The 24,811-nt window shown below is 67.3% G+C and carries 30 protein-coding genes; 7 read left to right on the plus strand and 23 right to left on the minus strand.

The annotated features are described in order from the left end of the window. Positions 1–17: 17 nt before the first annotated feature. The 6 genes from ACIN94_RS13605 to ACIN94_RS13630 are packed head-to-tail and all read right to left on the minus strand — an operon-like array spanning position 18 to position 4,656. Complete coding sequence (locus ACIN94_RS13605; protein ID WP_400704416.1) at positions 18–470, minus strand: heterodisulfide reductase-related iron-sulfur binding cluster; 453 nt, start codon at positions 468–470, stop codon at positions 18–20. Continuing rightward, positions 467–793, minus strand: coding sequence for an FAD-binding protein (locus tag ACIN94_RS13610; RefSeq protein WP_400704419.1), 327 nt, complete (start codon positions 791–793; stop codon positions 467–469). The genes ACIN94_RS13605 and ACIN94_RS13610 overlap by 4 nt, the downstream gene beginning before the upstream one ends. Then, positions 790–1,542: an SDR family NAD(P)-dependent oxidoreductase gene (locus tag ACIN94_RS13615; RefSeq protein ID WP_400704422.1), complete on the minus strand. Its 753-nt coding sequence runs from the start codon at positions 1,540–1,542 to the stop codon at positions 790–792. The genes ACIN94_RS13610 and ACIN94_RS13615 overlap by 4 nt, the downstream gene beginning before the upstream one ends. Next, positions 1,539–2,300, minus strand: a complete 762-nt coding sequence (locus ACIN94_RS13620) for an SDR family NAD(P)-dependent oxidoreductase (protein WP_400704425.1) — start codon at positions 2,298–2,300, stop codon at positions 1,539–1,541. Before ACIN94_RS13620 ends, ACIN94_RS13615 begins: the two co-directional genes overlap by 4 nt. After that, complete coding sequence (locus ACIN94_RS13625) at positions 2,297–3,184, minus strand: SMP-30/gluconolactonase/LRE family protein (RefSeq protein ID WP_400704428.1); 888 nt, start codon at positions 3,182–3,184, stop codon at positions 2,297–2,299. The genes ACIN94_RS13620 and ACIN94_RS13625 overlap by 4 nt, the downstream gene beginning before the upstream one ends. After that, a complete protein-coding gene (locus tag ACIN94_RS13630) occupies positions 3,181–4,656 on the minus strand; it encodes a UxaA family hydrolase (protein WP_400704431.1) in 1,476 nt (491 codons plus the stop codon). Before ACIN94_RS13630 ends, ACIN94_RS13625 begins: the two co-directional genes overlap by 4 nt. Before the next feature lie 304 nt (positions 4,657–4,960). Between ACIN94_RS13630 and ACIN94_RS13635 the strand changes: the two genes are divergently transcribed. Beyond that, the gene (locus ACIN94_RS13635; protein WP_400704434.1) at positions 4,961–5,797 is read left to right on the plus strand and encodes a fumarylacetoacetate hydrolase family protein; all 837 of its coding nucleotides are present in this window, start codon (positions 4,961–4,963) and stop codon (positions 5,795–5,797) included. 51 nt (positions 5,798–5,848) lie between these two features. Here the strand turns inward: ACIN94_RS13635 and ACIN94_RS13640 are convergent, their stop codons facing one another. The 7 genes from ACIN94_RS13640 to ACIN94_RS13670 form a co-directional block, all read right to left on the minus strand. Then, complete coding sequence (locus tag ACIN94_RS13640) at positions 5,849–7,333, minus strand: ricin-type beta-trefoil lectin domain protein (RefSeq protein WP_400704437.1); 1,485 nt, start codon at positions 7,331–7,333, stop codon at positions 5,849–5,851. Positions 7,334–7,493: 160 nt separating this feature from the next. Continuing rightward, positions 7,494–8,561 carry an ABC transporter permease gene (locus ACIN94_RS13645; protein WP_400704440.1) on the minus strand — a complete coding sequence of 356 codons (1,068 nt, stop codon included), beginning with the start codon at positions 8,559–8,561 and terminating at the stop codon, positions 7,494–7,496. After that, positions 8,548–9,552, minus strand: a complete 1,005-nt coding sequence (locus ACIN94_RS13650) for a sugar ABC transporter substrate-binding protein (RefSeq protein WP_400704443.1) — start codon at positions 9,550–9,552, stop codon at positions 8,548–8,550. The genes ACIN94_RS13645 and ACIN94_RS13650 overlap by 14 nt, the downstream gene beginning before the upstream one ends. 16 nt (positions 9,553–9,568) lie before the next feature. Then, complete coding sequence (locus tag ACIN94_RS13655) at positions 9,569–10,543, minus strand: ABC transporter permease (protein ID WP_400704446.1); 975 nt, start codon at positions 10,541–10,543, stop codon at positions 9,569–9,571. After that, positions 10,540–11,994, minus strand: a complete 1,455-nt coding sequence (locus ACIN94_RS13660; RefSeq protein WP_400704449.1) for a sugar ABC transporter ATP-binding protein — start codon at positions 11,992–11,994, stop codon at positions 10,540–10,542. The genes ACIN94_RS13655 and ACIN94_RS13660 overlap by 4 nt, the downstream gene beginning before the upstream one ends. 123 nt (positions 11,995–12,117) lie before the next feature. Next, on the minus strand, positions 12,118–12,555 hold the full coding sequence (locus ACIN94_RS13665) for a DUF2637 domain-containing protein (RefSeq protein WP_400704452.1): 438 nt from the start codon (positions 12,553–12,555) through the stop codon (positions 12,118–12,120). Positions 12,556–12,794: 239 nt separating this feature from the next. After that, positions 12,795–13,796 (minus strand): hypothetical protein, encoded by a 1,002-nt coding sequence (locus tag ACIN94_RS13670; RefSeq protein ID WP_400704455.1) that lies wholly within the window; start codon positions 13,794–13,796, stop codon positions 12,795–12,797. 773 nt (positions 13,797–14,569) lie between these two features. On the opposite strand from ACIN94_RS13670, the gene ACIN94_RS13675 reads away from it, so the two are divergent. Next, positions 14,570–14,872, plus strand: coding sequence for a DUF6980 family protein (locus tag ACIN94_RS13675; protein ID WP_400704458.1), 303 nt, complete (start codon positions 14,570–14,572; stop codon positions 14,870–14,872). 36 nt (positions 14,873–14,908) lie between these two features. Here ACIN94_RS13675 and ACIN94_RS13680 read toward each other — a convergent pair whose 3' ends face one another. The 3 genes from ACIN94_RS13680 to ACIN94_RS13690 form a co-directional block, all read right to left on the minus strand. Beyond that, on the minus strand, positions 14,909–15,988 hold the full coding sequence (locus tag ACIN94_RS13680) for a replication initiator (RefSeq protein ID WP_400704461.1): 1,080 nt from the start codon (positions 15,986–15,988) through the stop codon (positions 14,909–14,911). Between the two features lie 81 nt (positions 15,989–16,069). Beyond that, on the minus strand, positions 16,070–16,342 hold the full coding sequence (locus ACIN94_RS13685; RefSeq protein WP_400704464.1) for a hypothetical protein: 273 nt from the start codon (positions 16,340–16,342) through the stop codon (positions 16,070–16,072). Then, on the minus strand, positions 16,342–16,599 hold the full coding sequence (locus tag ACIN94_RS13690) for a hypothetical protein (RefSeq protein ID WP_400704467.1): 258 nt from the start codon (positions 16,597–16,599) through the stop codon (positions 16,342–16,344). The genes ACIN94_RS13685 and ACIN94_RS13690 overlap by 1 nt, the downstream gene beginning before the upstream one ends. A 131-nt stretch (positions 16,600–16,730) precedes the next feature. On the opposite strand from ACIN94_RS13690, the gene ACIN94_RS13695 reads away from it, so the two are divergent. Beyond that, positions 16,731–16,979, plus strand: a complete 249-nt coding sequence (locus tag ACIN94_RS13695) for a hypothetical protein (RefSeq protein WP_400704470.1) — start codon at positions 16,731–16,733, stop codon at positions 16,977–16,979. A 481-nt stretch (positions 16,980–17,460) separates the two neighbouring features. Here the strand turns inward: ACIN94_RS13695 and ACIN94_RS13700 are convergent, their stop codons facing one another. Then, complete coding sequence (locus ACIN94_RS13700) at positions 17,461–18,138, minus strand: winged helix-turn-helix transcriptional regulator (protein WP_400704473.1); 678 nt, start codon at positions 18,136–18,138, stop codon at positions 17,461–17,463. A 151-nt stretch (positions 18,139–18,289) separates the two neighbouring features. Between ACIN94_RS13700 and ACIN94_RS13705 the strand changes: the two genes are divergently transcribed. Then, a complete protein-coding gene (locus ACIN94_RS13705) occupies positions 18,290–19,129 on the plus strand; it encodes a class I SAM-dependent methyltransferase (RefSeq protein ID WP_400704476.1) in 840 nt (279 codons plus the stop codon). A 101-nt stretch (positions 19,130–19,230) separates the two neighbouring features. On the opposite strand, the gene ACIN94_RS13710 is transcribed toward ACIN94_RS13705, so the two are convergent. Then, positions 19,231–19,446 carry a hypothetical protein gene (locus ACIN94_RS13710; protein ID WP_400704479.1) on the minus strand — a complete coding sequence of 72 codons (216 nt, stop codon included), beginning with the start codon at positions 19,444–19,446 and terminating at the stop codon, positions 19,231–19,233. Between the two features lie 559 nt (positions 19,447–20,005). After that, entirely contained in the window at positions 20,006–20,365 is a 360-nt protein-coding gene (locus tag ACIN94_RS13715) for a hypothetical protein (RefSeq protein ID WP_400704482.1), read from the minus strand. Positions 20,366–20,927: 562 nt separating this feature from the next. Here ACIN94_RS13715 and ACIN94_RS13720 point away from each other — a divergent pair. Continuing rightward, positions 20,928–21,065 (plus strand): hypothetical protein, encoded by a 138-nt coding sequence (locus ACIN94_RS13720; RefSeq protein WP_355594769.1) that lies wholly within the window; start codon positions 20,928–20,930, stop codon positions 21,063–21,065. A gap of 269 nt (positions 21,066–21,334) precedes the next feature. Here ACIN94_RS13720 and ACIN94_RS13725 read toward each other — a convergent pair whose 3' ends face one another. From ACIN94_RS13725 to ACIN94_RS13740, 4 genes are all read right to left on the minus strand, one after another. Continuing rightward, positions 21,335–21,790, minus strand: a complete 456-nt coding sequence (locus ACIN94_RS13725) for a pyridoxamine 5'-phosphate oxidase family protein (RefSeq protein WP_400704487.1) — start codon at positions 21,788–21,790, stop codon at positions 21,335–21,337. Further along, a complete protein-coding gene (locus ACIN94_RS13730; protein ID WP_400704490.1) occupies positions 21,790–22,254 on the minus strand; it encodes a helix-turn-helix transcriptional regulator in 465 nt (154 codons plus the stop codon). The genes ACIN94_RS13725 and ACIN94_RS13730 overlap by 1 nt, the downstream gene beginning before the upstream one ends. Before the next feature lie 35 nt (positions 22,255–22,289). Next, on the minus strand, positions 22,290–22,700 hold the full coding sequence (locus ACIN94_RS13735; RefSeq protein ID WP_400704493.1) for a VOC family protein: 411 nt from the start codon (positions 22,698–22,700) through the stop codon (positions 22,290–22,292). Positions 22,701–22,851: 151 nt separating this feature from the next. Continuing rightward, positions 22,852–23,481 carry a TetR/AcrR family transcriptional regulator gene (locus tag ACIN94_RS13740; RefSeq protein WP_400704496.1) on the minus strand — a complete coding sequence of 210 codons (630 nt, stop codon included), beginning with the start codon at positions 23,479–23,481 and terminating at the stop codon, positions 22,852–22,854. Between the two features lie 230 nt (positions 23,482–23,711). Between ACIN94_RS13740 and ACIN94_RS13745 the strand changes: the two genes are divergently transcribed. Then, on the plus strand, positions 23,712–24,164 hold the full coding sequence (locus ACIN94_RS13745) for a hypothetical protein (RefSeq protein WP_400704499.1): 453 nt from the start codon (positions 23,712–23,714) through the stop codon (positions 24,162–24,164). Beyond that, positions 24,161–24,712: a nitroreductase/quinone reductase family protein gene (locus tag ACIN94_RS13750; protein ID WP_400704502.1), complete on the plus strand. Its 552-nt coding sequence runs from the start codon at positions 24,161–24,163 to the stop codon at positions 24,710–24,712. The genes ACIN94_RS13745 and ACIN94_RS13750 overlap by 4 nt, the downstream gene beginning before the upstream one ends. Positions 24,713–24,811 lie beyond the last annotated feature (99 nt).

Below are 24,811 nucleotides of genomic sequence, written 5' to 3' on the forward strand. Positions count from 1 at the left end.
CTCTGCCGGTGGGCCGCTCATCGTGATCCCGTCCGGGCCATCTCGACGAGTTCGGCCAGATGGAGTACGCGCGTGCGGAGCCGAGCCCGGCGTACCTCCGTAGTCGGCTGACGCTGGCAGCCAGGGTTTACCACGACCAAGAAATCTAGTTTAAGGCTGGCTAATTCCACCATCTTTGGGGCCAGAACTCGTCGGCTGTCGCGGCGTCTGAGCAAGGAGTAGGTGCCTGCCGCGTCGCAGCAGTCGGCCGCGCCGGGCACCTCGATGTGGTCTCCGAGCGCGCTGATCACGCGCCGGGGCGCCTCGCTGACGCCCAGCCCGTTGCGCAGGTGGCAGGAGTCCTGGAGGCCGATGCGGCCGCGCGGCGAGGACGACTCGTCACCCGTCAGCTTGTAGGTCGGGCAGGAGGGCAGGCAGAAGCCGCACGAGATGCAGGTGCCGAGGTCGTCGGCGTCGAAGACATCGATCATTGCGTGACCTTCCCGGGGTTGAGGATGCCCGCCGGGTCGAAGGTCTTCTTGATCCCGCCCTGGACCGGGACGGCCCCGGCGGCGAGGCTGCTGCCGGCGCCGTGCGGGACGACCGGGATTGAGCGTTCGTTCGCCCACGCCAGGATCCGTGACACCTCCTTTGCCGAGCCCGGCCTGACGACCGCGGTCGGCCAGTCGGCGAAGCCGAACGTGGCGTCCGTCCGGTAGGGCACCAGGGCCGCCGGGCGGACTTCCACGTTGACCGGCCCCACGATCTTGCTCAGGTCGGCGGAGATCGCCTTGGTATCGGAGAGGGTCCTCATGCCGCCGTCATTCCGCCGTCGAGGACAAGTGCGGCCCCGTTGACGAACCTGCCCTCGGGTCCGGCGAGGAAGGCGATCATGGCCGCGACCTCCTCGGGCGATCCCATGCGCCCGTCCAGCTGCCGTGCCGCCATCGCCGCGCGGGCCGCCGCCGGATCGGGGGCGTTGGAGAGGATCTTGCTGATCCATTCGGTCTCCACGGTCCCGGGGCAGACCGCCACGCAGCGGATCCCCTCGCGGGCGTGGTCGACGGCGACCGCGCGCGTGAGGCCGACCAGCCCGGCCTTGGACGCGCAGTAGGCGGCCCGGCTGGCGAGCCCGACCTGGCCGCCCACAGAGGCGATGTTGACGATGACGCCGCTGCCGCGGTCGAGCATCAGCGGAAGGATCGCCCGGATGGTGAGGAACGGCCCGGTCAGGTTGACCGCCATGACGCGGTTCCAGTCCGCGTCGCTCGTCTCCAGGACTGTCGCGGCCAGCCCGATCCCGGCGACGTTCACCAGTACCTCCGGGGCGCCGACGGTGACCGCGATCTCCCTGGTGACCGCCCCGACGGCCAGCGGATCGCACAGGTCGACAGTGAAGGGGCGGGCCAGGCCGCCAGCTTCCCCGATCAGGGCGGCGGTCTCGGCGAGGCAGGTGTCGTCGAGGTCCATCATCGCGATCTCGTAGCCCTCGCGGGCCAGGCGCAGGGCTGTGGCGCGGCCGATGCCGGAGGCGGCGCCGGTCACCACGGCGACGGCGCTCATGAGTACGCCGTCCCAGGCAGCGAGCCGTCCATGGCGTATCCGCCGTCGACGTCCAGGCAGGCGCCGGTGGTGTAGCACGCCTCCTCGGAGGCGAGGTAGGCGATGGCGGACGCCACCCATTCGGGCGGCGCGATCTTTCCTAGAGGGATCTTCGCCTTCAGGGAGCTGACGATCTCGGGGGTGTAGATCGACTCGCTCATCGCCGTGCGGGTGGCGCCCGGCCGCACGCAGTTAACGGTGATGCCGTGGGGGGCCAGTTCCGAGGCCATCGTGCGGGTCATGGCCTCCAGGCCGCCCTTGGTCGCGGTGTAGGGCGCGGCGTTCGGTTCGGAAACCACCGCGTGGACGGAAGATACGTTGACGATGCGGCCGGGCGTGGCGTTGTCGACCATGATGCGGGCGACGGCCTGGCTGAGGAAGAACACTCCGGTCAGGTTCACTGCGAGGACGCGGTCCCAGTGGGCCCGGGTGACCTGGAGGAAGGGGGCGATGTGCAGGATCCCGGCGACGTTGGCCAGCACGTCGACCCGTTCGAACTCCCCGCGCAGGTACTCCTCCAGCCGCTCGGCGGCGTCCGGTTCGGCGACGTCCAGGGCGAGCTGGTGGAGCCGCTTGTCTCCCGCCTCCGCCCAAGGCTGGGTGTGATTGATGTCGACCGCCACGACGGTGGCGCCCTCGCTCAGCAGCCGGACCGCTGTCGCGCGGCCGATGCCGGAGTCGGCGCCAGTGACGACGGCGACCTTGTCGCTGAATCTCATGCGGTGGCCTCTCGGGTAAGGCGGAAGGGGGTGGTGGGTCGTCCGGGCGTCTGGGCGTCGCGCTCCAGCACCGCGCCCGACAGCGGCCACTCCTCCAGCTGGGAGGGGGTGAGGCCGAGGTAGGCCGAGGTGATGTACATCGTCTGGAGCCCAGGCCCGCCGAAGGCGACACTCGTCGGGCGCAGGACCGGGACCGGCACCCGCTCGACCGCGGCGCCGTCGGACGTGAAGCGGGTCACGTGTGCTCCGTCCCAGAAGGCGCACCAGACGTCGCCTCGGGAGTCCACGCGCAGGCCGTCGGGAATGCCGGGCAGTGAGGAGGTGTCGGCGAAGATTTGGCGGGCGGTGGTCTCCCCGGTCTCCGCGTCGAAGGCGTACCGGTAGATGAGGTCAGCTCGGGAGTCCACGAAGTACATCCACCGGCCGTCCGGCGACCAGTCGATGCCGTTGGAGCAGTAGAAGCCCTCATCGACCGTCGTGTGGGTGCCGTCGCCGTCCAGCCGATAGAGCCGGCCCTCCGGTCGGGTCTCGCCATCCTCCAGCGACCCGGTCCAGAACCGCCCGGCGGGGTCGACCGATCCGTCGTTGAAACGGCAGGCCGGACGGTCCGCCTCGGGGTCGGCTAGGAAGGTGCGGCCCCCGGTCCGCAGATCCAGGAGATGCCACCCGGTGCGCATGCCGGCGATGAGCACGTGCGGATCGTCGGTGAGGCCGAGGCAGCCGATCTGGGCCTGGACGTCGATCCGGGCCGGCTGCGCGGCGTCGACGGCTTGGGCGAAGACCGTTCCCTCGACGATGTCCACCCAGTAGAGGGTGCCGGTCCGCGCGTCCCACAGCGGCCCCTCGCCCAGCGTGGCACGGCCATCCCAGAACACTGACGTCATATGACGGCCCCCATCCGCCACGGCACGATCTCCTCGGTTCCGAATCCGATCGCCTCGGACTTGCTCGGGGTGCCCGACGCCATGTCCACCAGCGCCTCGAACAGCAGGATTCCATGGCGGACCTGATCGTCCCGGGACATCGCCGGGCCGGCGTCGAAGTCCATGTCGGCGCGCATATGCTCGAACAGCCGGGTGGTGGTGCTGATCTTGAGGCAGGGGGTGGGGCGCGACCCGAAGACCGATCCCCGCCCGGTGGTGAACGCCAGCAGGTTGGCGCCGCCGGCGACCATGCCTGTCGCCGAGACCGGGTCGTATCCCGGGGTGTCCATGAACGTCAGTCCCGCGGCGGTGACCGGATCGGCGTAGGCGACGACGGCGTTGAGCGGGCTCGTGCCGCCCTTCAGCACGGCGCCCAGCGACTTCTCCCAGATGGTCGTGATGCCGCCGTCGCGGTTACCCTTGGACGGGTTGTTGTCCAGTTCCGCGTTGTTGCTCGCCGTGTAGGCCTGCCACCAGGCGATGAGGTCGTCGATCCGCTGGCCGACCGCTGGTGTGGCGGCCCGCGCGCGCAGCACGTGCTCGGCACCGTAGATCTCGGGGGTCTCACCGAGGATGACCTTGCCGCCCGCGGCCACCAGCAGGTCGGCCGCGACGCCCAGGGTCGGGTTGGCGGTTAGGCCCGAGTAGGCGTCGCTGCCGCCGCACTGCAGCCCCAGGGTCAGTTCACTGACCGGGATGGGTTCGCGCCGCAGGCCGGCCAGGCGCGACGCCATCGCCTGGAGGGCGGCCAGCGCGGCGTTGACGGTGGCGGCCGTCCCGCCGAGGTCCTGGATGGAGAGCGTCTCGACGGCCGGGCCGTCGCTCAGGACGTGCTCCGGCTGGTTGATCTCGCAGCCCAGGCTGACCATCACCGCGCCAGCGAGGTTTGCGTGCCCGGCGTAGCCGCGCAAGGTGCGGCGCAGGATGTCGTCTCCCGCGGTGCCTTCGGCCATGCCGCAGCCCTGGTCGTGAGGGAGGGCGATGACGCCGTCCAGACCCTCCACATTGATCTGAGCGTTGGCGGCCTGCGCGATCATCCGAGCGACCGTCGAGGAGCAGTTCACCGTCGGAAGGACCGCGAGGTAGTTGCGGGTCGCGGCCCGGCCATCGGGTCTGCGGTAGCCGAGGAAGTGGTCGCGGGTCGGTGCGGCCGGAGAAGTCCAGATGGGTGGCTCGGCAGGTGCCGTGGCCAGACCGAGGCTCTGCGGCCCGACCCCGAGGTTGTGCAGGTGCACGTGGGAGCCGGGCGCGATGTCGCGCAGCGCGATGCCGATGGCCTCGCCGTACTTGCGCACGAGCGCGCCCTCGGCGATGGCGCGCACCGCGACCTTGTGGCCCGCCGGGACGTCGTCGATCGCGGCGACGATGCCCCCGTCGACCCGGACGGGCGTCCCGGCGCTGAGGTGCTTGCGGACGAGCCCTACGTCATCCACGCCCTCTAGCGGAACCAAAGGGACGGCGATGTCGGGGGGCGGTTGTGCGGTCATGCACGGTCCAGCGCACTGAGCAAGTCAATCTTAAATAGGCTCGATAGGGATTCAGAGGTGGTCATGCACACCACCCTAGATCGGACAGTAGTTCCGGATGAAGCGCGAGTAACGAAACGGCGCCATCCGTCCTGCAAATAGTCGCAGGCCAGAGGCAGAGTCCGAATGGTGCCGCCGAATAAAAGTCGACGGGGAACGAATTTCTGCAGCTAGTGTGGCGAAACCATCCCGGCCCGAGAAAGGCAAGAGCATGAAATTCGCACGGCACGGCAGTCCCGGCGCGGAAAAACCAATCGTGTGCGGCGCCGACGGACGCTGGCGCGACCTCACTCCGGTCGCCGGGGACATGACGCCGGATGTGCTGACGCGGCCGGAGTCTGGGCTCGGCCTGGACTCGCTGCCGGTCGTCACCCGCCTGGAGCGGTTCGGGCCGCCGCTGGCGGGCGTGGGAAAGATTGTCTGCATCGGGCTGAACTACCGGGACCATGCCGAGGAGACCGGGGCGGCTCCGCCTGCCGAGCCGATCGTCTTTCTCAAGGCCCCCGACACCGTGGTCGGCCCGGACGACGACGTGCTGATCCCGCGCGGCTCGCGCAAGACCGACTGGGAGGTGGAGCTCGCCGTCGTCATCGGGGCGAAGGCCCGCTACCTGGACGGCCCCGAGTCGGCCCTGGCGTGCGTCGCCGGTTACACGATCAGCAACGACGTCAGCGAGCGCGAGTTCCAGTTGGAGCGGGGCGGCCAGTGGGACAAAGGCAAGAACTGCGAGACCTTCAATCCGCTCGGCCCGTGGATCCTCACCGCCGACGAGGTCCCCGACCCGCAGAAGCTGGACCTGCGGCTGCGGGTCAACGGACGGTTGCGCCAGGACGGCACCACCGCCGACATGATCTTCGATGTGGCATACCTGGTCTGGTACCTCAGCCAGTTCATGGTCCTCAACCCCGGCGACGTCATCAACACCGGCACCCCCGCGGGCGTCGCGCTCGGCAGCCCCGGCCTGCCCTATCTGCGCGCCGGCGACGTCGTCGAGCTGGAAATCGACGGCCTGGGACGCCAGCGCCAGAACTTCAAAGCCGCGTACTGAACGCGAAGGGCCGGTCGCGAAGTCCGCGACCGGCCCGGGCATCACTCCTCGTCAGAGGACCTGCTGCCACTTCTGGTTGGTCCCATTACCGCACGACCACAGCTGGACGTTCGTGGTGCTGTACAGGTCGGCGTCCAAGCAGAGTTTGGAGTCGACACCGCGGATCGTCCCGTCAGAGAAGAACAGCCACTTCTGGTTAGCGTTGCCCAGGCAGTCATGGATGACCACCTTGGTGCCGTTGGTCTTGCCGAAGCCGTAGGCGTCCAGGCATTTCGTTCCGTTGTAGACCGTGAGCGTGTTGCCGGCAGTCCTGGTCCACCGCTGGTTGTCGCCGTTCCAACAGTCCCACACCTGAAGCTGTACGTCGTTGTTGTGCGAGATGCCCGGGATGTCGAGGCACTTGTTGTACCAGGGAGTGCGCAGCTGGCTCGTGCTGGAGCCGGATCCGCCCCAGGCGTATTTCAGCCGGTCGACGGCTGTGTGGTTAGGCATCCACAGCGGCAGGTTCTGGGCGCCACCGGCGAACGCGCTGTAGAGCCGCAGGATGTTCAGCGAGTCGTGGTCGGGGCTGGTGGTCCGGCCGCCGATGCCGTGGCACCAGATCGCGCCCAGGCGGTACTCGCGGATGACGTCGGTGATGGCTCGCAGGAAGGCGACCTCCTTGGGGGTCGTCGCGCTGGGGGTGGCGGAGTAGTCGATGCCGTTGTCGGCGTCGGCGCCGAACTCCTCGATGACAGTGCGGGACGAGCAGTTGCCCATGTAGGTCTTGATGTCGTTGACCCACTCGGTGTAGGTCCGCGCCGGGTAGGGGAAGGCATACCGGTGCATCGCGAGGTAGACGCCGTTGAAGCGGGAATCGTTGCACAGCGGCCGCAGGTCGGTTCCCCAGCCGCCGCCGTCAGCCTGGGCGCCCTCGATGAACATTCGCTCCCTGGGGAAGCCGTTCGCGGTCTGGCGGGCGATCCAGTTAGCCGCGAAGTCCAGCCACTGGGGAGTGGTGAAGCCGATGGGCTCGTTGATCGGGTCGAAGTAGATCAGGGGATTGCCCCGATACCTGGCGGTGAGGGTGTCCCACATCTGGTTCCAGGTGTTCAGGTAGCTGTTGACGACCTTGTTGCTGCCGTCCTCCACCCAGTAGCTGAGGATGACCTTGAAGCCCCTGGCCGTCGCGGCGTCGATGACGCCGTTGTATGTGTTCCAGGCAGTGGTGGCGGGATTGATCGGCAGCCGGACGGTGTTGGCGCCCAGGGCGCTCTGGAACGCGGCGAACATGGCGTCGGCCTTGCTCCGGGTGGCGTTATAGTCGTCGCTGGCCGACAGGCCCTGCAGGACGAGCCGGTCGAAGGTGAAGTTGTCACCCAGGCGCGACCAGTGCACGCCCTTGAACTGGCTGGGGTCCAGGACCGGGTCGGCGGCGGCCGGCGACGCGCCGGACACCGCCATGAGCGGCGCCAGCAGCAGGGAGATCAGTGCGGCCAGCAGCCAGGCCAGCGCGCGGCGGAAGAGGTTGGGTGGGGTGGCGTGGGGGCGCGGCATGGAATTCCTTTCCGCTCTGGCGCGCAAATTGCGGACGCTTTTTTCATTGGCCCGTAGCGCGCCATTAATCGGTTGGAAATGAACGTATCGGCGCTTCCCAGACGCGTCGATCGCGATTTTCGGGACTCGCCGATCCGTTGAACGAATTGCCGCTGAAGTTTCAGGATCTACGTCTCAGCCACCGGCCGAGTCCGTCGGCGGACGCAGCGATGAAGATGACGGCTCCGGTGACAATCTGCTGGTCGAAAGAGGCCAGCCCGAGCAGGCTCATTCCGTTGGAGAGAAATCCGAGGAAGAGTACTCCGACAGCTGTGCGCAGCAGGCTGCCGCGTCCGCCGAACAGGCTGGTGCCACCAAGGACGACGGCGCCCACGATGTTCAGCAGCAGCGGGCCGCCCATGCTGGCGCCCGCCCCCGCGAGCCCGGACGTCAGGACGATTCCGGCGATCGCCGAGAACAGCCCCGCCACCGCGTAGACGCTCGCCTTGGTCCGGGCGACATGGACGCCGCTGATCCGCGCGACCTCGACGTTGGCCCCGACGTGCAGGACGCGCCGCCCCCACGCGGTGCGTGTCAGGACGGTCTGCGCGACGGCGTACAGCACGACGGCCAGCCACACCGAGTACGGGACGCCGCCGGGGCCGTCGATGCTGAACTCGATGAATCCGGCGGGGACCGGAGCGATCGTCCTGCCGTGGCTGAGGAGCGTGGTGGCTCCGCTCACAACGTAGAGCGCGGCGAGGGTCACAGCGAACGGGACGACGGGCATCTTGACCACGACAGTCCCGATGACCAGGCCGATCACGGTCCCGGTGAGCAGGCCCGCCGCGACGCCCGCCGGGACGCTGCCGGTGCTGGTGATCATCCAGGCCGCGGAGACCCCGCTGGCGCCGATCACGCTGCCGGTGGACAGGTCGATGCCGCCCGTCAGGATGACGAACGTCGCGCCGATCGCCGCGATCGCGACGACCGCAGACTGGCTGCACACATTGATGATGTTGGAGGGGGTCAGCATCCCGTCGGTGAGGACACTCAAGACCGCGACGAGGACGACCAGCGCGGGCAGCATCGACAGGTCGGTGAGCCAGCCGGGACGGCAGGCCGGATCGCGCAGCCACGACGCGGGCTTGGTGGACCGGGCGGGGGGCGCGGCGGAGGACGCGGCGGAGGACGCGGCGGAGGACGCCTTGGCGGCGCCCTCGCCGCAGACGGATTCAGGCGACGACACAGCCCCACACCTGCGAGCTGGTCGCGGCGAAGTTGGCCTGGTCGAGGCTGAGGCCCTTCGTCTGGACCGATTTGGGGCTGACGCTCTGGCCTCCCAGCGTGGTGGTGATCGCCGAGGTGGCCTGCTTGCCGAAGTCGTCGACCGGAGTGGCGATATCGGCGTCGAGGATCTTGTCCTTCATGGCCTTGCAGCCGTTCTGGTCGCCGTCGATGGTCACCAGGAACACGTGCTTAGGATCCTCGATCGGGGCCAGGCGCCCGGCCGCCTCCAGCGCGGACTGAACGGACGGCAGCAGGAAGTCCGACGGAACGAAGATCGCGTTGATGTCAGGGTTCTTCTGGAGCGCGTTGGAGGTGCCGTCGAGGGCCTGGGCCGGATCCCAGTTGGTGGGGACCTGGCTGACGACGGTGACGTTGGGGTCGCCCTTCAGGGCCTCATTGAACCCGTCCCTGCGGCCGATCGCGTTCTGGTCGGTGAGCGCGCCCACCAGCTCCAGTACCTTCAGCGGCTTGGTCTTGCCCGCGTCGACGAACTCGGAGGCAGCCAGCTTGCCGTCGGCGACCGGGTCGCCGGTGATCTGGAACGTGATGTTCTGCTGGTCGGCAACGGCCCGATCGATGGCGATGAACGGGACGTTGCGGGCCTTGGCCAGGCTGACGGAGGAGGCGATCTGCTGGCCATCCTGGGCGATCACGATCAGCGCGTTGACCTTGCGTGTCTGGATCAGGTCCTGGATCTGGGAGGCCTGCTTCTGCGGGTCCTTGTCGGCGACGTTGAAGACGACCTCGTATCCGGCCTCGGTGGCCGCCTTCTCGATCGCCGATTTCTCGGCTTGGCGGATGCTGTTGAGCAGATCGAAACTCACGCCGATCGTGACCTTCTCGCCGGAGCCGTCCGAGCCGGACTCCTTCTGAGGCGAACCACAACCGGCGAGCACCAGAGCCGACGCCGCGAGGGCGGCCGTGTATCGGATGAGGGTGGGGACTTGCATTGGGGGGTGTCCTTCCTTATGACGCAGCGGCCGGCCGCAAGGCTTGAGCCAGGGTCCGCCACCGGATTGCGGCGGCGATGACCGCGACGAGCAGGACGCCGCCGCGGACGATGTCGAAGACGTAGGGCGAGGCCCCGGAGAACACCAGCCCGGTCTGGGCGGTGGTGAGGACGAGGGCGCCCAGGACGGTGCCGGTGATGCTGCCCCGTCCGCCGAACAGACTGGTTCCGCCGAGCACCACCGCTGTGATCACGGTGAGCTCGTAGCCATCACCGATGGACGGCTGGACGGCTCCCAGCCGCGCGGTCTGGGTGAGCGAGGCGAGCGCCGCCAGCACGCCCGCGAGCGCGTATGCGCCGATCGTCACCGCCCGGACGGGCAGCCCGGCGTTGAGGGCCGCAGCCCGGTTGGAGCCGACTGCCTGGAGGTACCGGCCGAACACGGTCCGGCCGAACACCAGCACTCCGCCCAACGCCGTCACGGCGGCGAGCAGGACCGGAGCGGGAACGCCGAGGAGGCTGCCGGTGCCGATGCCCCGCAGGTGCGCGGGGAGATCGATGTTCTGCTGACCGGTGATGTGGCCGCCAGCTCCCCGGAAGACCTGCATCGAGGCGAGGGTGACGATGAGGGCGGGAACCCTGGTCAGCGCGATCGCCATCCCGTTGACCAGGCCCATCAGCAGCCCGGTCGCGGCGATGGCGGCGAACACCACGCCGGCGGGCGCCGAGGCGAGCGCCCGGCTGGACTCGATCGCGGCCGCCAGGAACAGCATCGACCCGACGGACAGGTCGATCCCCCCGGTCATGATCACGAAGGTCGCCCCGACGGCGGCGATGATCAAGGGGCTCGCCTGGATGGCGATGTTGCGGAAGTTCGCCACTGTGCCGAACTCGTCGTAGAGGCCGGACAGGGCGAGCACGAGGACCAGCCACACAAGGAGAAGCGGCTGCCGGCGCAGAGCACGTGCACACCATTGGTAGGCGGATCTCATCGAGTGCCTCCCGTCGCCAGGCGGATGACGGCCTCCTGGGTCGCGCTCCGCCGGTCGAGGATTCCGGCCAGCTGGCCGTCGTGCATGACGCCGACGCGATGAGCCAGTCCGAGCACTTCCTCCATCTCGGAACTGATCAGCAGGACAGCCGTTCCAGCGCGCGCGAGATCGGCCAGGAGCCGGTAAATCTCGGCCTTGGCGCCGACGTCGATGCCGCGAGTGGGGTCGTCCAGGATGATCAGTCGGGGTTGTCCGCTGAGCCATTTGGCCAGCACGACCTTCTGCTGGTTGCCGCCGCTCAGTGATCCGCCGTCCGCCTCCAGCCCGCTGCGGGCCGTCAGAGCCACCGCAGTCGCAAGGTCCTTGGTGAGACGGCGTTCGGCTGCATGGTCGAGCCGTCCGAACGGCCGGCATACCGAGCCGAGGCCGACGATCGAGAGGCTCTCGCGGATCGGCCGTTCCAGGAACAGGCCCTCGTTCCGCCGGTCCTCGGTGACGAAGGCGATTCCCGCGGCGATCGAAGCGCGGACGTCGCCGCGCCGCAGCAGCCGTCCGGCCACCTCGATCCGCCCGATCTTGCCCGCGAGCCCGAAGATCGCCCGGGCCACCTCGGTACGGCCCGACCCCATCAGCCCGGCCAGACCGAAGATCTCGCCCTCGGCGACGTCGAACGAGACCCCCTCGACCCGAGCACCGTCGCCCAGGTCACGAACCGACAGCGCGATCTCCTGCCGCGGCTTCGCGGTCTCGGGGTATCCCTGGGCGAGCTCGCGCCCCACCATGAGCGCCTCGAGCGTGGAGCGGTCGAGATCGCCGGTAGGCCGGTCGGCCACCAGCCGCCCGTCCCGCATGACCACGATCCGCTGACTGAGCCTGAAGATCTCCTCGAGATAGTGGGTGATGTAGAGGACGGCCACCCCGTCGTCACGCAGCTGCTCGACAATTCGCATGATCATCTCGCGTTCGTCGAGATTGAGCGAGGCGGTCGGTTCGTCGAACACGATGGCCCGGGGCTCGGTGGCTAGGGCCTTGGCGATCTCCACCAGCTGACGCTGCCCAGCGGAGAGTTCGCGCACGAGGGCATCAGGCCCGAATCCGGCACCGACCCGCTGCAGCAGGGGGGAAGCGATGCGCCGCAAGGCCGCGGGCCGGACCGTGCCCACACGGGACGACCTGAGATGGCTAATGAGAATGTTCTCGGCGACCGTCAAGTCCGGAAAAAGGCTGGTCTCCTGATGCACCGTGGCCACGTTTCCCGCGTCACCGAAATCGACGAGACCGGAGTCAGGCCGCAGAGTTCCGCCGATGATATTCTTGATCGTGGACTTTCCAGCGCCGTTTTCCCCGGCCAGAGCAACGACCTCGCCGCTCGGGACCGTGAACGAGACGCCATCCACCGCTACGACACCGCCGAACGATTTCGACAGCCCGCTCACCGTGATCGCGGTCACCCGACATGCCACCTTTGGCACACGGCGATAGGCATGAGGCCTCCTCAAATGTTCTTGACGCCATTCATGCGACAGTCCTGCGGAGTTCCCGAACGATCTTCCGCCAGCGGGAATATTGCGAACCTATGGCCCGAGGTCCACAGTGTGAAGCGCATGTTTCGGCAGACACCGATCCGTTAATCGAATCAGCGTGTTGCGGGCGAACCTGGTCGACCTTGGTAACGGGGGACACAGACCCGCCTCAGACGACGACAGCCGAAGGCTGTGGGGCTGCGGCCGTCCAGCAGAGCTTTCGCGCCACACGGCCAGCAGGGTCCAGGAGAGCCAGACTCCCCGTGACCCATTTCGACTTGCCTGCAAGAGCGACATCGATGACGTGACGATCATGCCGTCTACCGAGAGAGGCAGGAGTGCGGCTGTCCAGGAAGTCTCACCATGTGCGCACTCGAGGTTGTACATGTGCCGATAGGAGACGACCGCCGCGATTGCGGCGACCAGGAAGACGCTGATGGTTGTGGTGCGCCGGATGCACATATCCGCATGCGGCTGTGGGGTGGCCATCGTTGGGTCACCCCTGGCCCAGGAGGAACTTCTTGGTCATCGTGAAGGCATGTGCATTTGGTTCGAGTCCCCCCTCCCGCGTTCCGCAGCTCGTGGGCACACACGATCTCCAGGAGAGATGATTCCTCAGGTAGCGGCCTCGAAGAAGGCGTGATCAAGCGCTGCGAGCTCGAAAACGTAGTAACACGACTCCCAGAAAACCATCACCCTGAGGCAGGCCTTGATCATCTCCACGGTCTTCACCAGGTCGCGGCCAGCGGTGCGCCGATCTGGATGTCGAAGTACGCCACCAGATCATCTTCGTTGACAGCGCCCCGACGCGCGTCGATGATCACGACCGTTCCGGCCACGATGCCGGCGAAGCCGGTGCCGGATCGCCGGGACTGTTCGATACGCTCCGTGACCGGACGGCGGACCGCCTCGGTGAGAAAGGTGAGGCCGTGCGGGAACTCCTGGCTGAGCAGGTGTCGTTGCCGCCCCGACTCGATCAGGCTGCCGATGCCGAACTGGGCCGAGACGATCTGATCACCACGGAGGTGGACACGGAAGTAGCCGTTCGACTGGGGGCGGTTGCAGTCCTGCTGGGGTGGATAGAAGCAGTTGTAACCACCGGCCAGAAGATCCTCAACAGCGGAGCTCATCGTGGTCGCGTAGTGCTCGGAGCCGAACGGCCAGCGCCGCACGGAGGTGTCCCGGGCGGTGACGACCAGTCCGTTGAGCCTGTCGTAGCTGTAGTCCGCGTGCGTGTCTCGCCACCCCGCCCGGCGGATATCGTCGCTCCGCCGCGTCGTACGGGCCTGGAGATCGCGATGGAAGTCGTCGATCTCCTGCCGCACGCGATCACCGGTGTCAGGCCAGCTCGCGGTCAGCGCCTGTGCCGCGGCCGCGCCAACCTGATCGTCCTCATGTTTCGCCTGGGTGGACCAGAACCACGCCCAGGCGAGCCGGTCGTCGCGGTCGAGCAGGAACTGCGCCACCTGCGGATAGACCGTGTCCGCCTCGTCGCGCTGACCGATCCGGCACCACAGGGCGCGGCCGTCCGCATTGGCTCGGACCTGCGCACAGAACCAACCGGCCTCCCTCAACGGCCGAGTGAGAGCTCCTGCCGTACCGTCGGTCGGGGCCGGCTCGGCCTGCGAGTTCTCGCCCGCTGCGTCGTGCTCGTAGACGCCGACGGGCGGCAGCGACGGCGGCTCGTCCGATCGGGTGCAGCCCGTCAGCGCGAGCGGACCGAGGAACATGATCACCAAGATGGTGGCCAGCGCTCGACGGACCGGCCGATGTCGGCATGCGGGCGCAGAGAATAGACGGGACACGGGTTTCATCGAAGCCGCTGGCCCCCTAGGTCGGCAACTTCGGTCATCAGGCGCGGATTCGCGGTGGCATCGGGGCGGTCGGCGAGTGAGCACGGCGACGGTGATCTGGGCGCCGCTCGGGTGCCGATCAGGTCGATGTCGTTCGCGGTGGCGTAGTCCCCACTGCCAGTCTTATCGTCGAACCACCATTCGCCCGGCAGGAGCAGAACTCGGCGCCTGTCCCCTAGGAAGCGACGAGGGCAGCGTCGCGCGGAGCCCAGGGAGCAGGCCAGTAGAGCGCCGCAGGAAGATCGGTCTTACACTTCCGAACCCGGGTCACGTGCCAGATCTGTGCCAGAACGAACGGCGATCAGCGGTGAATTACGGGGACTCACGGTCACTCGACCAGCCTTGACCTGCACCCCGGTTTCCCAGCTCAGGGCGGCAAGGTCAGTAGATGATTCCCAAGCTGACAGCGCGGGTTCGATTCCCGTCACCCGCTCCATTTCAAAGGCCCAGGTCAGGGATGGATTCCCGACTCGGGCCTTGATTGTTTTCTGGGATGGTTGATCTTCACGGGCCATTAGCGGGCCATTGGCTCTCGTCCAGGACAGTCACCCAGCGCATCAACCCTCTGCCGGAGTCCCGTCTCCTGATGACGGACCGCCTCAGGATTTAATCGAGTACCGCGCCGATCTTCTCCACGAGAGTCTTACCTCATGAGCGAGCACTGCTGTGAGTTGATGACCAGTCAGGTGATGTGGCACTGCGACGATCATGAGGATCCCTTCGACTGTCCGGACGCTCTCGTAGGGTTCGACGCCAGGTTCCAGGAGTACGGCCTGATCATCCACGACGGCGGGACTTCGGCCGCCCTCATCGCCTTCTGTCCCTGGTGCGGAAGCCGCCTGCCCGCTTCCCAGCGTGATCGCTGGTTCGAGGAGCTGGAGCAACGTGGGATCGACCCATGGGGGGACGAGATTCCTGCCGACTACAAGGATGGGCGTTGGCTGCGTTCATGACCCAGCCAGAGGAGCGGTCGGCTCTCGATACCTTGGTCATCCCGCAGGCACCACCGCTCCGGTCGAGCCGCCATCCTCATGATCTTCATGTTCTTCGAGTTTCCGATCGATCGCGTCCATGATCGCTCGGTCGGCACCCCGTACGGCGTGCTGATAGATCATCGCGGCGCGCACGTTGTCATGCCCCATCCGGGCCATCAGGTCCTTGAGCCCCGCGCCGGACTCGGCGGCGAGCATGTTGCCCGTGTGCCGAAGATCATGGAAGTGGAGACCCGGGAGACCCATCTCCCCGACCACGTTGACCCACCGCGTGCGCATGTTGAAGCCGCTACGCCGGAGTGGGCCGCCCTTCGCCCCAGGAAACAGCAACGCGCCCGGTTCGTCCTGAACATAGGTGGCGATGTGCTCGCACAGTGCCGAAACAATGCTCTTGGGAATGCCGACCACGCGCTGGCCCGCCTTGGACTTGGGCGGACTGAGGACCAGACCGCCGGCCGAGCGCTCGACATAGGCCGCCCGGGTACGCACCGTTCCCGCGTCGAGGTCGACGTCCGTACGGCGTAGCGCACTCACCTCACCCCATCGCAGACTGGCGAAGGTTGCCAGGAGCACCAGGGCGCGGAAACACCGGTCATGCGAGCAGTCGGCCCGCCCCCCATACCCATCTTCCACAGCGCCCGTTCGACATCGGCGCGGCTGATGAAGATCTCGGGATGCGTGCGCATCTCGCCATGCCGCTGGAAGCGCAGCCGGTAGGCGTTGTCCCGTCGCTCTCGCCTCTACCTGCTGCATGGCCATGCGCCATCGCTGGCGTTCGACGATCTGGTTGAGCAGGTGACGAGCACGGGATAATAGGTCGGGATCACCGGCCAGCACCGGCCGCCAGGCGTACCGGTCGACGGGCTGCTCGTTGGTGAGGCCGAGGGCTTCCATCACCCAGGCCCGCCGATCCTGTTTGTGTTCGCGGAGGGTCTTGCCGGACCACTTTCGGGAGACCAGGACGCGACGGCCCGCGTAGCCGAGGTGTTCGGGCTTGTGAGCCTTGGACCGGCAGCCACCGGGCCGCATGGTGGAGACGAGGTTACGGGCCTCGTCGCCGGGCAGTTTTTTGAACATTAGGCTTGAGCCCTCTCTTGATATGCATCCGGGGAGATGAGGGGCCGCCGGAAGTACCAGTTCCAGCGGCCCCGCTGCATGTCAGGCCGCGATGCCCTTGCCGTCGGCCAGGCCGTGGAAGGAACGTTCGACCGACCGGGCGAACTGATGGGCCTCGTGGGCGAGCTGGCGGGCGAACTCGACGTCGGCGGCGGTCACCAGGTCGCCGGCCGAGGTGGTGACCAGGACCGAGACGGCCCCGAAATCGAGCGCCAGGACCGGCGTACGGGCCGGATAGGGGTGATTGGTCGCGCGGGCACCGCGACCGGTGTTCAGACTGATGGTGCTGATGCGGTGGGTTCTGCGGCGTGCCATCAGGCGACGTCCTTTGCGGGGGTGACGGTGTTCTTGGCGGGAGCCGTACCGGTGCGAGGAGCGCGCATCGCGCGGACCTTGATCGAGTAGGCGAGGCGTCCGGTGCCGTTGACGTACGGCGTGACGGTGACCTGGTCGAACTCGACCGGCGTGAAGGGCAGACCCGGCATCGGGGCCGGGGGCACGGGCTGGACCGGAGCGAGGATCTTGACCGCAACGGTCTTCTGTCCGGGCTTGACAGCCGGGTCCGCGTCCATGACCGCGACCTTATGGGTATCAAGCGGCGGCGCGCCGCGCCGCCGTACCTAACCCACTCGCCGACCACCGGCCCGCCGCCGGCTCGCGCCCTCATCAATTGCCATCGGCATACGCCGCCTACAGTGGCGACATGGCCGAGAGCACCCCACCCCCAGACGGTCGCTACGCCGAACTCCGCAGACTCGGCGAAGAAGAGCGGTATATCGCTCTTGAACTTCGAGAAATCCGCGCCGAGATCGCGAGTCTCGTGCAGCAGCTCCTACCCCACCACTCCCGCACAGAGAAGATCGACGAGGTTGTGGAGGCCAGCGGGTACAGCCGGCACCTGATCGACGTCCTCCGCTACAAGGACCACCCATGGCACCGCCCGACCTCCTAACGGCAGGACCGACAAAAGACAGCCTCCGGCGGGGAAGCGTGCGCGTCCGCGCATGATCCGAAGCTTGATCGCGTGCCAGATGCGTGCCAGAACAGGCGGGGAACCACGGTGACTCAGGGGGGCTCACGGGGACTCGACCCGCCCTGACCTGCACCCCCGGTTTCACAGCTCAGGGCGGCAAGGTCAGTAGATGATTCCCAAGCTGACAGCGCGGGTTCGATTCCCGTCACCCGCTCTCATCATGAAGACCCAGGTCAGGATGGTTTCCCGACCCGGGCCCTGATCGTTTCTACTGCTGCTCAGTCTGCCGTTCCGGCTTCGGCACCCCACAGCCCTGCAGGACTCGACCGTGCGTGGCCTCCGGCTCCCATCCCGCCTGATTTGGTTGCTGCGGACGGGCCGATGGTGTGACCCTGACGAGGGCTCTCGTGGCAGAAGCCTAACGATAGGAAAGCGGCCTGACAGGCCGGACGCCCGCGTACTAGGCAGGCCGGGGCACGGAGGCCCATTCGGGGAGTGTGAACCACCGGGGCACGGCGCGGCGTAGCGCTTCGGGACCCTGCACCTCGACCGCGTGGAGGCGCAGCGCATCCGACCAGCTCAGGTTGCCGCGCCAGACCTCGACCATGCTGCGCACACCGGCGGTCACCGTCACGGTCACGGCGTGGCCAGGGTCTTTGTCGCAGACGTCTACCTCGTCACATGTGATCACGAGCCACCAGCGGCGACTGTTGGGTGGCACATCCGGGAACCGAAACTCGATGACCGTCCGCCCGTCCGGAACGGCGGTCTGGTCGACGTTGCGGTGCATATCCCACAGCAGCAGCTTCGGGTCCAGGTCCTCGTCGCCCAGCTCTCCGATCCAGCGGATGCCCCAGGCGGCGAGTGCCTCGACCACTGGTCGCAGCTCGTGGCCAGCCTGGGTCAGAACGTATCGCACATCGTTGTCCTTGGCGTGCCTCTCCACGATGCCGGCATGTGTGAGCTGGTGCAGCCGTCGGGACAGCAGCGTGGGGGACATACGCGGCAGACCGCGACGCAGCTCGTTGAAACGCTCGGTCCCGCACACCAGTTCCCGGATGACGAGCAGCGTCCAGCGTTCGTCGAGCAGTTCAACGGCCTTGGCGACCGGACAGAACTGGTGATACGAGGAGCCCATGCCCGCAGTCTAGATTCAGCCGCCATGAACGCCAGCGATGGCCGACCGGGTCTCGGCCGGATGCCGGTACAGATCGTGTACTAGATAGCGAATCCGTCCTTCCTTACCGTCGATCCCAGTCCACCGCAGATCACGATGAGGGAGCAGTACGATGACCCTACAGAGCGACCCGCTAGAGGCCGACCGTGCCCTGAAGGCCAAGCATCGCGGCATGTGGGCGCTGGGTGACTATCCCGCAGTCGCCGCCGAGATCATCCCCAATCTGGGCGCGATCCTGGTCGAGGCCTGCGGGGTGGGACGCGGGGACCGGGTGTTGGACGTGGCCGCCGGGTCCGGGAATGCCGCCATTCCCGCAGCGCTGGCCGGGGCGAGCGTGGTGGCCAGCGACCTGACCCCGGAACTGCTGGAGGCCGGACGGGCCTTGGCCGCGCAGCGCGGCGCAGAGGTCGAGTGGCGGCAGGCCGACGCAGAGGCCCTGCCGTACGCCGACGGCGAGTTCGACACGGTCTTGTCCTGTATCGGGGTCATGTTCTCTCCCAACCACCAGGCCGGCGCCAACGAGCTGATCCGGGTCTGCCGCCCGGGCGGCACGATCGGCCTGCTCAACTGGACGCCGGAGGGGTTCATCGGTCAGATGCTCGCGGCGATGAAACCGTATGCGTCCCCACCTCCCCCCGGCGCGCAACCCCCTCCGCTATGGGGCAGCGAGGGCCACGTCCGTGCACTGCTTGGGGACGCGGTCACCGATGTCATCGCGCGCCGGCAGACGGTCACGATCGACCGGTTCGCTTACCCCAGCGCGTTCCTTGACTACTTCAAGGCCAACTACGGCCCGACCATCGCCGTCTACCGAGGGATAGCCGGGGACCCCGACCGGGTCTCCGCCCTGGACCACGCTCTCACCGAACTGGCCCGCGGCCATCTACAAGGTGAGGAAAAAGCGGTGATGGAATGGGAATACCTCCTCCTCACAGCACGCAAACACGACTGACGACAAGAACCGTCAGCGGAAGCCCGGTTGCGTCGATGATTCGGGGAGCTCCGCGGAAGGACCATTCTGGACTTGATCGTGCTCATGGTGTGGGGCTTGGGCTACGGCGGCGTGGGGGTGACCCTGCAGCTCTGGATCATGCGGTCAGGCGGCGGCGAAATGGGCACGGCGCTCTTTGTCGGCGCCTTCAACGTCTCCATCGCGCTCGGCTCGTTCGCCGGCGGCCGGGTCGTGGACAGCGTGTCGATCTCCGCGGTGATGTGGGCGGGAGCGGCGCTCGCCGTGGTCAGCGCGGCCGCTGCCGGGCGGTGGCGCATCGCAGCGGGCGGGATCGAGTGCTTCCGGATCGAGAAGGTGACGGTCTCCCGTTACACCTACCGGGGCAACAAGATCTCATCCCATGGCCCACCACGAACCCCGCCTGACGGCAGACACCGTGGAGAGCCCGTTACCGAGAGATCGGTACGGCGGGTTCGGCGAGCGGTCCGGGGAAACGGGCTGGTGGCAACACCAAAACCGCGCCCCGGACCGACTCGACAGGCGCAGACCTGGGAGACCCATCTCCTTGACGACGTCGACCCACCGCGTGCGCGTGTTGAAACCGCTACGCCGGAGAGGGCCGCCCTTCGCGCCGGGGAACATCAGCGCGCCGGGCTCGTCCTGGACGTAGGTGGCGATGTGTTCCTGGAGCGCCGGAACGATGGCTTGCGGAATGCCGACCGAGGTTGCGATACGCGCTTCAGGCCAAGAGCCAGGTTCAACGAGGAAATTACTCGTGCCGAGAGGGCACTGAGCCCGCCATCGCACGTGCGGGTTCGTCCAGCGCGTTCGTCGGCCAGCCTTGAAAGCCTTGGCCAAGGCACCTGCCCTGCTGGGCTAGCGCAGCCACCGCAGAGCTGCGTCGGCGCAGTCCTCGGGGCTGCTGTTGAAGGCGATGGCTGCGTCGGGCGCGTGCTGCCGGACCAGGTTGATCACCTTCTCGAAAAATTCGAGCAACGGCTCGTGCTTGCGGAGGCCGCCCCCGATCACCACGCAGACGTAGTCTTTGCGGGTCAGCGCCTCCACGATCGCTCCTTCCGGGTTCTCGTCGAGTGCCACCAGGCACCAGTCGGCCTCGATACCATGATCGTCGAAACGGGCCTGACCGCGTGCTATCGCCGCCTGGACCGGGTCCGGGTCCCAGCCCTGGATCTTGGCGGGATCGAGACCGACCACCAGTACTCGTGCCACTGTCACGCGTCCTCCTTCTCGCAGAACGTTTCCACGCCAGCGCGATGGTTGAAGGTGGTGCCTGGGTCCATCGACATTGTCGATCTCCTCCAGAGGGCGCCACGTTATCCCGATCTTGCCACGCGCGCTTCTCGACGTGCTCTCGTCAGAGTGACAGGACGTTGCGCTAGCCGAGGCCGAGGACTGGGCCAGCGCGACCGAGGACAGCCACCGGACCTCCCCCCGAATCAAATGCGAGGACACCCAGTTGGCCACGACGACCAACTGCTGAAGACCGTAGGGGGCTGAGGTAGAAGCTGATCATCCCGTCGCCATCGACCCGGGACAAGCCGAGCAGACCAGGGCCAGGGCACGGACTGATCGTCGTGCAATTGGCGTGCAATTAGACAGGGTGACGAGTCGAATCCTCGCCCGGGCCTTGATCATTTTGGCGAGCTTGTGTCGCGAGCGTTCTCAAAGGCGGCACATACTGGAGGAGATGAAGCCAGCTAACGGCGGGCCCCGCCGTCACCTGTCCACCAGTCCCTTCAAACCCCCGCCCCCCGCCCCGCCTGCCGAGCGTTTCAGCGTGAACGACCAGGTGACCCACGATCGGTACGGCCTTGGCGTCGTCATCGGTGTGGAAGACGAGGTCGCCGTGGTCATCGATTTCGGATCGCGGCAGGAACGAATCACGACACCATTCAACAAGCTGTACAAACTCTGAGACCACCGCACCGCGGGGAAGCACACAGCGCGGGTTCGATTCCCGTCACCCGCTCTCATCATGAAGACCCAGGTCAGGATGGTTTCCCGACCCGGGCCCTGATCGCGCCTAGAGCGTTCCTGATCTTCCGTGCAATTAGCCGACGGGGGCGAGTACCCCGGCTGAGCCGTCCTCATTGTCGTCCCGCTTCTCAATCAGCCTGTCGATCACGCCGGTGATCGTCTTGTCCGCGCCTCGCCGGGTGGGGCGGGTGTGTTCCCGTGTGGCGGTCAGCCGAGCCAGCGGCCGTCGCGCATGAGGTCGCGTCCCCGCAGCTCGTTCGCCTCCCGCCAGGCCTGGATGCGTCGCGGCCGGATCAGGAAGTACTGGTAGGGCTCGTCGAGCTCGCGCGGGTCGAAACCGGTCTTGGTCGCGAACGCGTCACCCGTCTCCGGGGCGAGGTCGGCGAGGCCCACCGGCTCGGCGGTGCCCTCGACGACGACGACGTCGCGCGTCGGCCCGAGGCCGAGTCGCACCCGGCCGTCCGCCAGCAGGTTGCGGCCGGTGACCGAGGCACGCGGCGTCGAGATGAGGAACGCGGTCCCGTCCCAGAGGTACGAGAGCGGGATGAGGTGGACGCCGCCCGAGGAGCCCGACGTCGCGACCCAGAGATCGACGTCGCTCTCCAGTCTCGCGCGAGTGTCCCGCAGCCTCTCCTCAAGTCCACGTGGCGGCGCGCCCGTCATCACGCTGGTTGCCGCTCGGCGACCGGCGCTTCTCGATTCCTGACCGGTCTGGTCACCTGTTTCGTCACACACGACGGCATCCCCGACGCAGCGCCCGCCGCCCGGCGCTGGTAGGCGCTGGGCGGCATGCCGACCAGTTCGGTGAAGCGGGTGCTGAAGGTGCCCAGCGACGAGCAGCCGACCGCGAAGCAGACCTCGGTGACACTGAGGTCGCCACCACGCAGCAGTGCCATCGCGCGCTCGATGCGCCGCGTCATCAGGTACGAGTACGGCGACTCGCCGTAGGCCAGCCGGAACTGGCGGCTGAGGTGCCCGGCTGACATGTGCACGCCGCGGGCGAGCGCCTCGACGTTCAGTGGCTGCGCGTACTCCCGGTCGATCCGGTCGCGGACGCGGCGCAGCCGCGCGAGGTCGCTCAGGCGCTGCGCCTCGGCGCGTGCGCGCCCCCACGAGGGATGACACATGAGAGAACTCCTTTCATCATCGATTACCGAACGGCTCAGCGAAGCTCCTGGATGCGGACCAGGTTGCCCGCGGGATCGCGGAAGGCGCAGTCGCGGATGCCGTACGGCTGCTCGGTCGGCTCCTGGACGACCTCGGTGTCGCCGGCCTGCACCTTCTCGAAGGTGCCATCGAGGTCCCGGGTGGCCAGCAGGATCCAGCCGTAGGTGCCCTTGGCCATCATCTCGGCGATGGTGCGGCGCTCGTCCTCGGTGACCCCAGGGTCGGCGGCCGGCGGCGCCAGGAGAATGGACGTGCCGGGCTGGCCGACGGGGCCGACCGTGATCCAGCGCATCTTGCCCTGTCCGACGTCGCTGCGGACCTCGAAGCCGAGGGTGTCGCGGTAGAAAGCCAGGGAGGCGTCCGGGTCGTCATGCGGGAGGAAGCTCGTGTGAATGGTGATGTCCATGACGACCAGGCTAGGTGCGGCTCCGTGACCCGCGCTTCTCGATTCCTGATCGATCCGGCCACCTGTTTCGCCACGCACGGTCGCATCCCCGCCGTCGCGCGCACCGCCTGACGCCGCGTCGCCCAGGATCTCCACGGAGTGCGTGCAGTTGTCATGCGAGATGTGCGCGGTCGGACGGCGACCAGATCCTGCGTAACGGCCGCATGCCTTCCTCGACGTAGTCGGCGATAGGACGGTCGCCGCCGTCGAGGTACCACTGCTCGAGTGCGGCGAAGTAGCCGAAAACGAGGGCGTTCGCGGTCACGCGCGCCTGCGTTTCGCTCAGCTCTCCGGTCGCCGCGATCAGCGGAGCGATCCGTTGGCCTGCTCGGTCGAGCGCGGCGCAGGCAGCCATACGCACCGATGGTTCGGTGAAGAAGTAACGGACCCTGCGCCACGGGCTTCTCGCGGCCCGCGAGTCTCGTTCCACGTCCTCGGAGCGGAGTGCCGGTTCCGGTGCGGATTCGTACGCGCGGACAGCCCGGAGCAAGCTGCCGACCGGATCCCCGGGATCCAGGATTTCTTCGAGCATCTCTCGGCTCATGTTGTCGAACTCATCAGCGACGATGAGTCCTTCCTTGGTGCCGAAGTAGCGGTACACCGATGACGGCGAGACCTCGGCCGCGGCTGCGATCTCCTCGATCGTGACGGCGCCGAACCCTCGCTCGTCGAACAGATCGAGAGCGCGTTCCTGGATGGTGCGCATGGCTTTGAGCCGCCAGCGCTCACGAAGCCCGGTCATGCAACAAGAGTACCAGGAGGTCACACGCTACAGATAGTCACTCTCAGATGGCATTGACTATCCATAAGAGGCGATCTAGGGTCACTTGCAACTGATAGTGACTGTCTCTAAAGCGACGTGTGGCAAGCGGACAATCTCGACCCGGCTGTTGCGGGCACTCGCGGGGCCTGACGGCGCCCTGATACCTCCACGTCCGTTACCAACCCGTCTCGCATGGAAGGACTCATGCCATGACAAAGCTGGCAAGCAAACCGGGCAACCAGGTAGCCCTCGCAGTGATGTACGCCGGCGCCGTGCTCACGGTGATCGCTACCCTCTCCCCGTTCATCGACCAGGCCACTACGACTGTCCTGGCAGGCCACGTCCGGGAGGGTTACCCGGCTTACGGGCCGGGGGAGATCAACGCCGCCGTCACCGCGTACACGGTGATCCTGTCCACGGTAGGGGTGCTGGGACTCCTCGGCTGGCTCGGCACCGTCTGGGCGGTCCGCACCGGCAAAGGCTGGGCCCGCTGGTTGGCAACCGGCATGTTCGCGACTGCGGTCTGCCTCGCGATCGCGGCTGTGACTGTCCAGGACAACAACGGTGAAGTCGGTCTTGCGCCGCTGCTGGGCTGGCTTCAGGTCCTTCCTTGCGTCCCCGGTCTCGCAGCAGTCGTGCTGTTGTGGAGAAGGGCGCGATGACCGCCAGGCGTATGGGGCCTCGGAACATCGGCCGCGCCGTCATACGCGGGGTCGCGGCGCTCAAGCGCTCGATGTATCGAGGCGGGCGGCCCAACGCGTTCATGCGGCTCGTGAACCGTCTCGACGTCCTGGTGTACAGGTCCCGGTTGCTGTCACCGCGCCATGCCGCCGTTCTCAAGGTGGTAGGGCGCCGCAGCGGGAACGTCACTTCGGTCGCGGTCGCGGTCACGGAGCACCGAGGTGCCGAGTTCCTCGTGTCGATGCTCGGGCCGGACGCGAACTGGGTACGGAACGTCCAAACCGCGGGCGGCAAGGCTGCTCTCTGGCGTCAAGGTCGCGAGATTCCGGTCATGCTGGAGGAAGTCCCACCCGAGCGTCGCGCTGAGATTCTGCGTCGCTACCTCGCCGTCGCGCCCGGCGCGAGACCGCATCTCGGGCTTGAGCCGACGGCACCGCTGGCGAAATTCCGCCAGATCGCCCCTCGCCACCCTGCCTTCCGAATCCTTGAGCGGCCGGCTCGCACCGAAACGCAGGAGGCAAGCAAGTGAGCATCTCCAGAAAACTATTTCACGCTGTCCGATTTTGTAACTCCGACAAGTCAAATAAAAATCCTTGACCGGGCCGTTAAAGCGGTCAGGTCGCCGAGG

It is taken from the genome of Streptosporangium sp. NPDC087985 (assembly GCF_044741965.1).
GTDB lineage: Bacteria > Actinomycetota > Actinomycetes > Streptosporangiales > Streptosporangiaceae > Streptosporangium.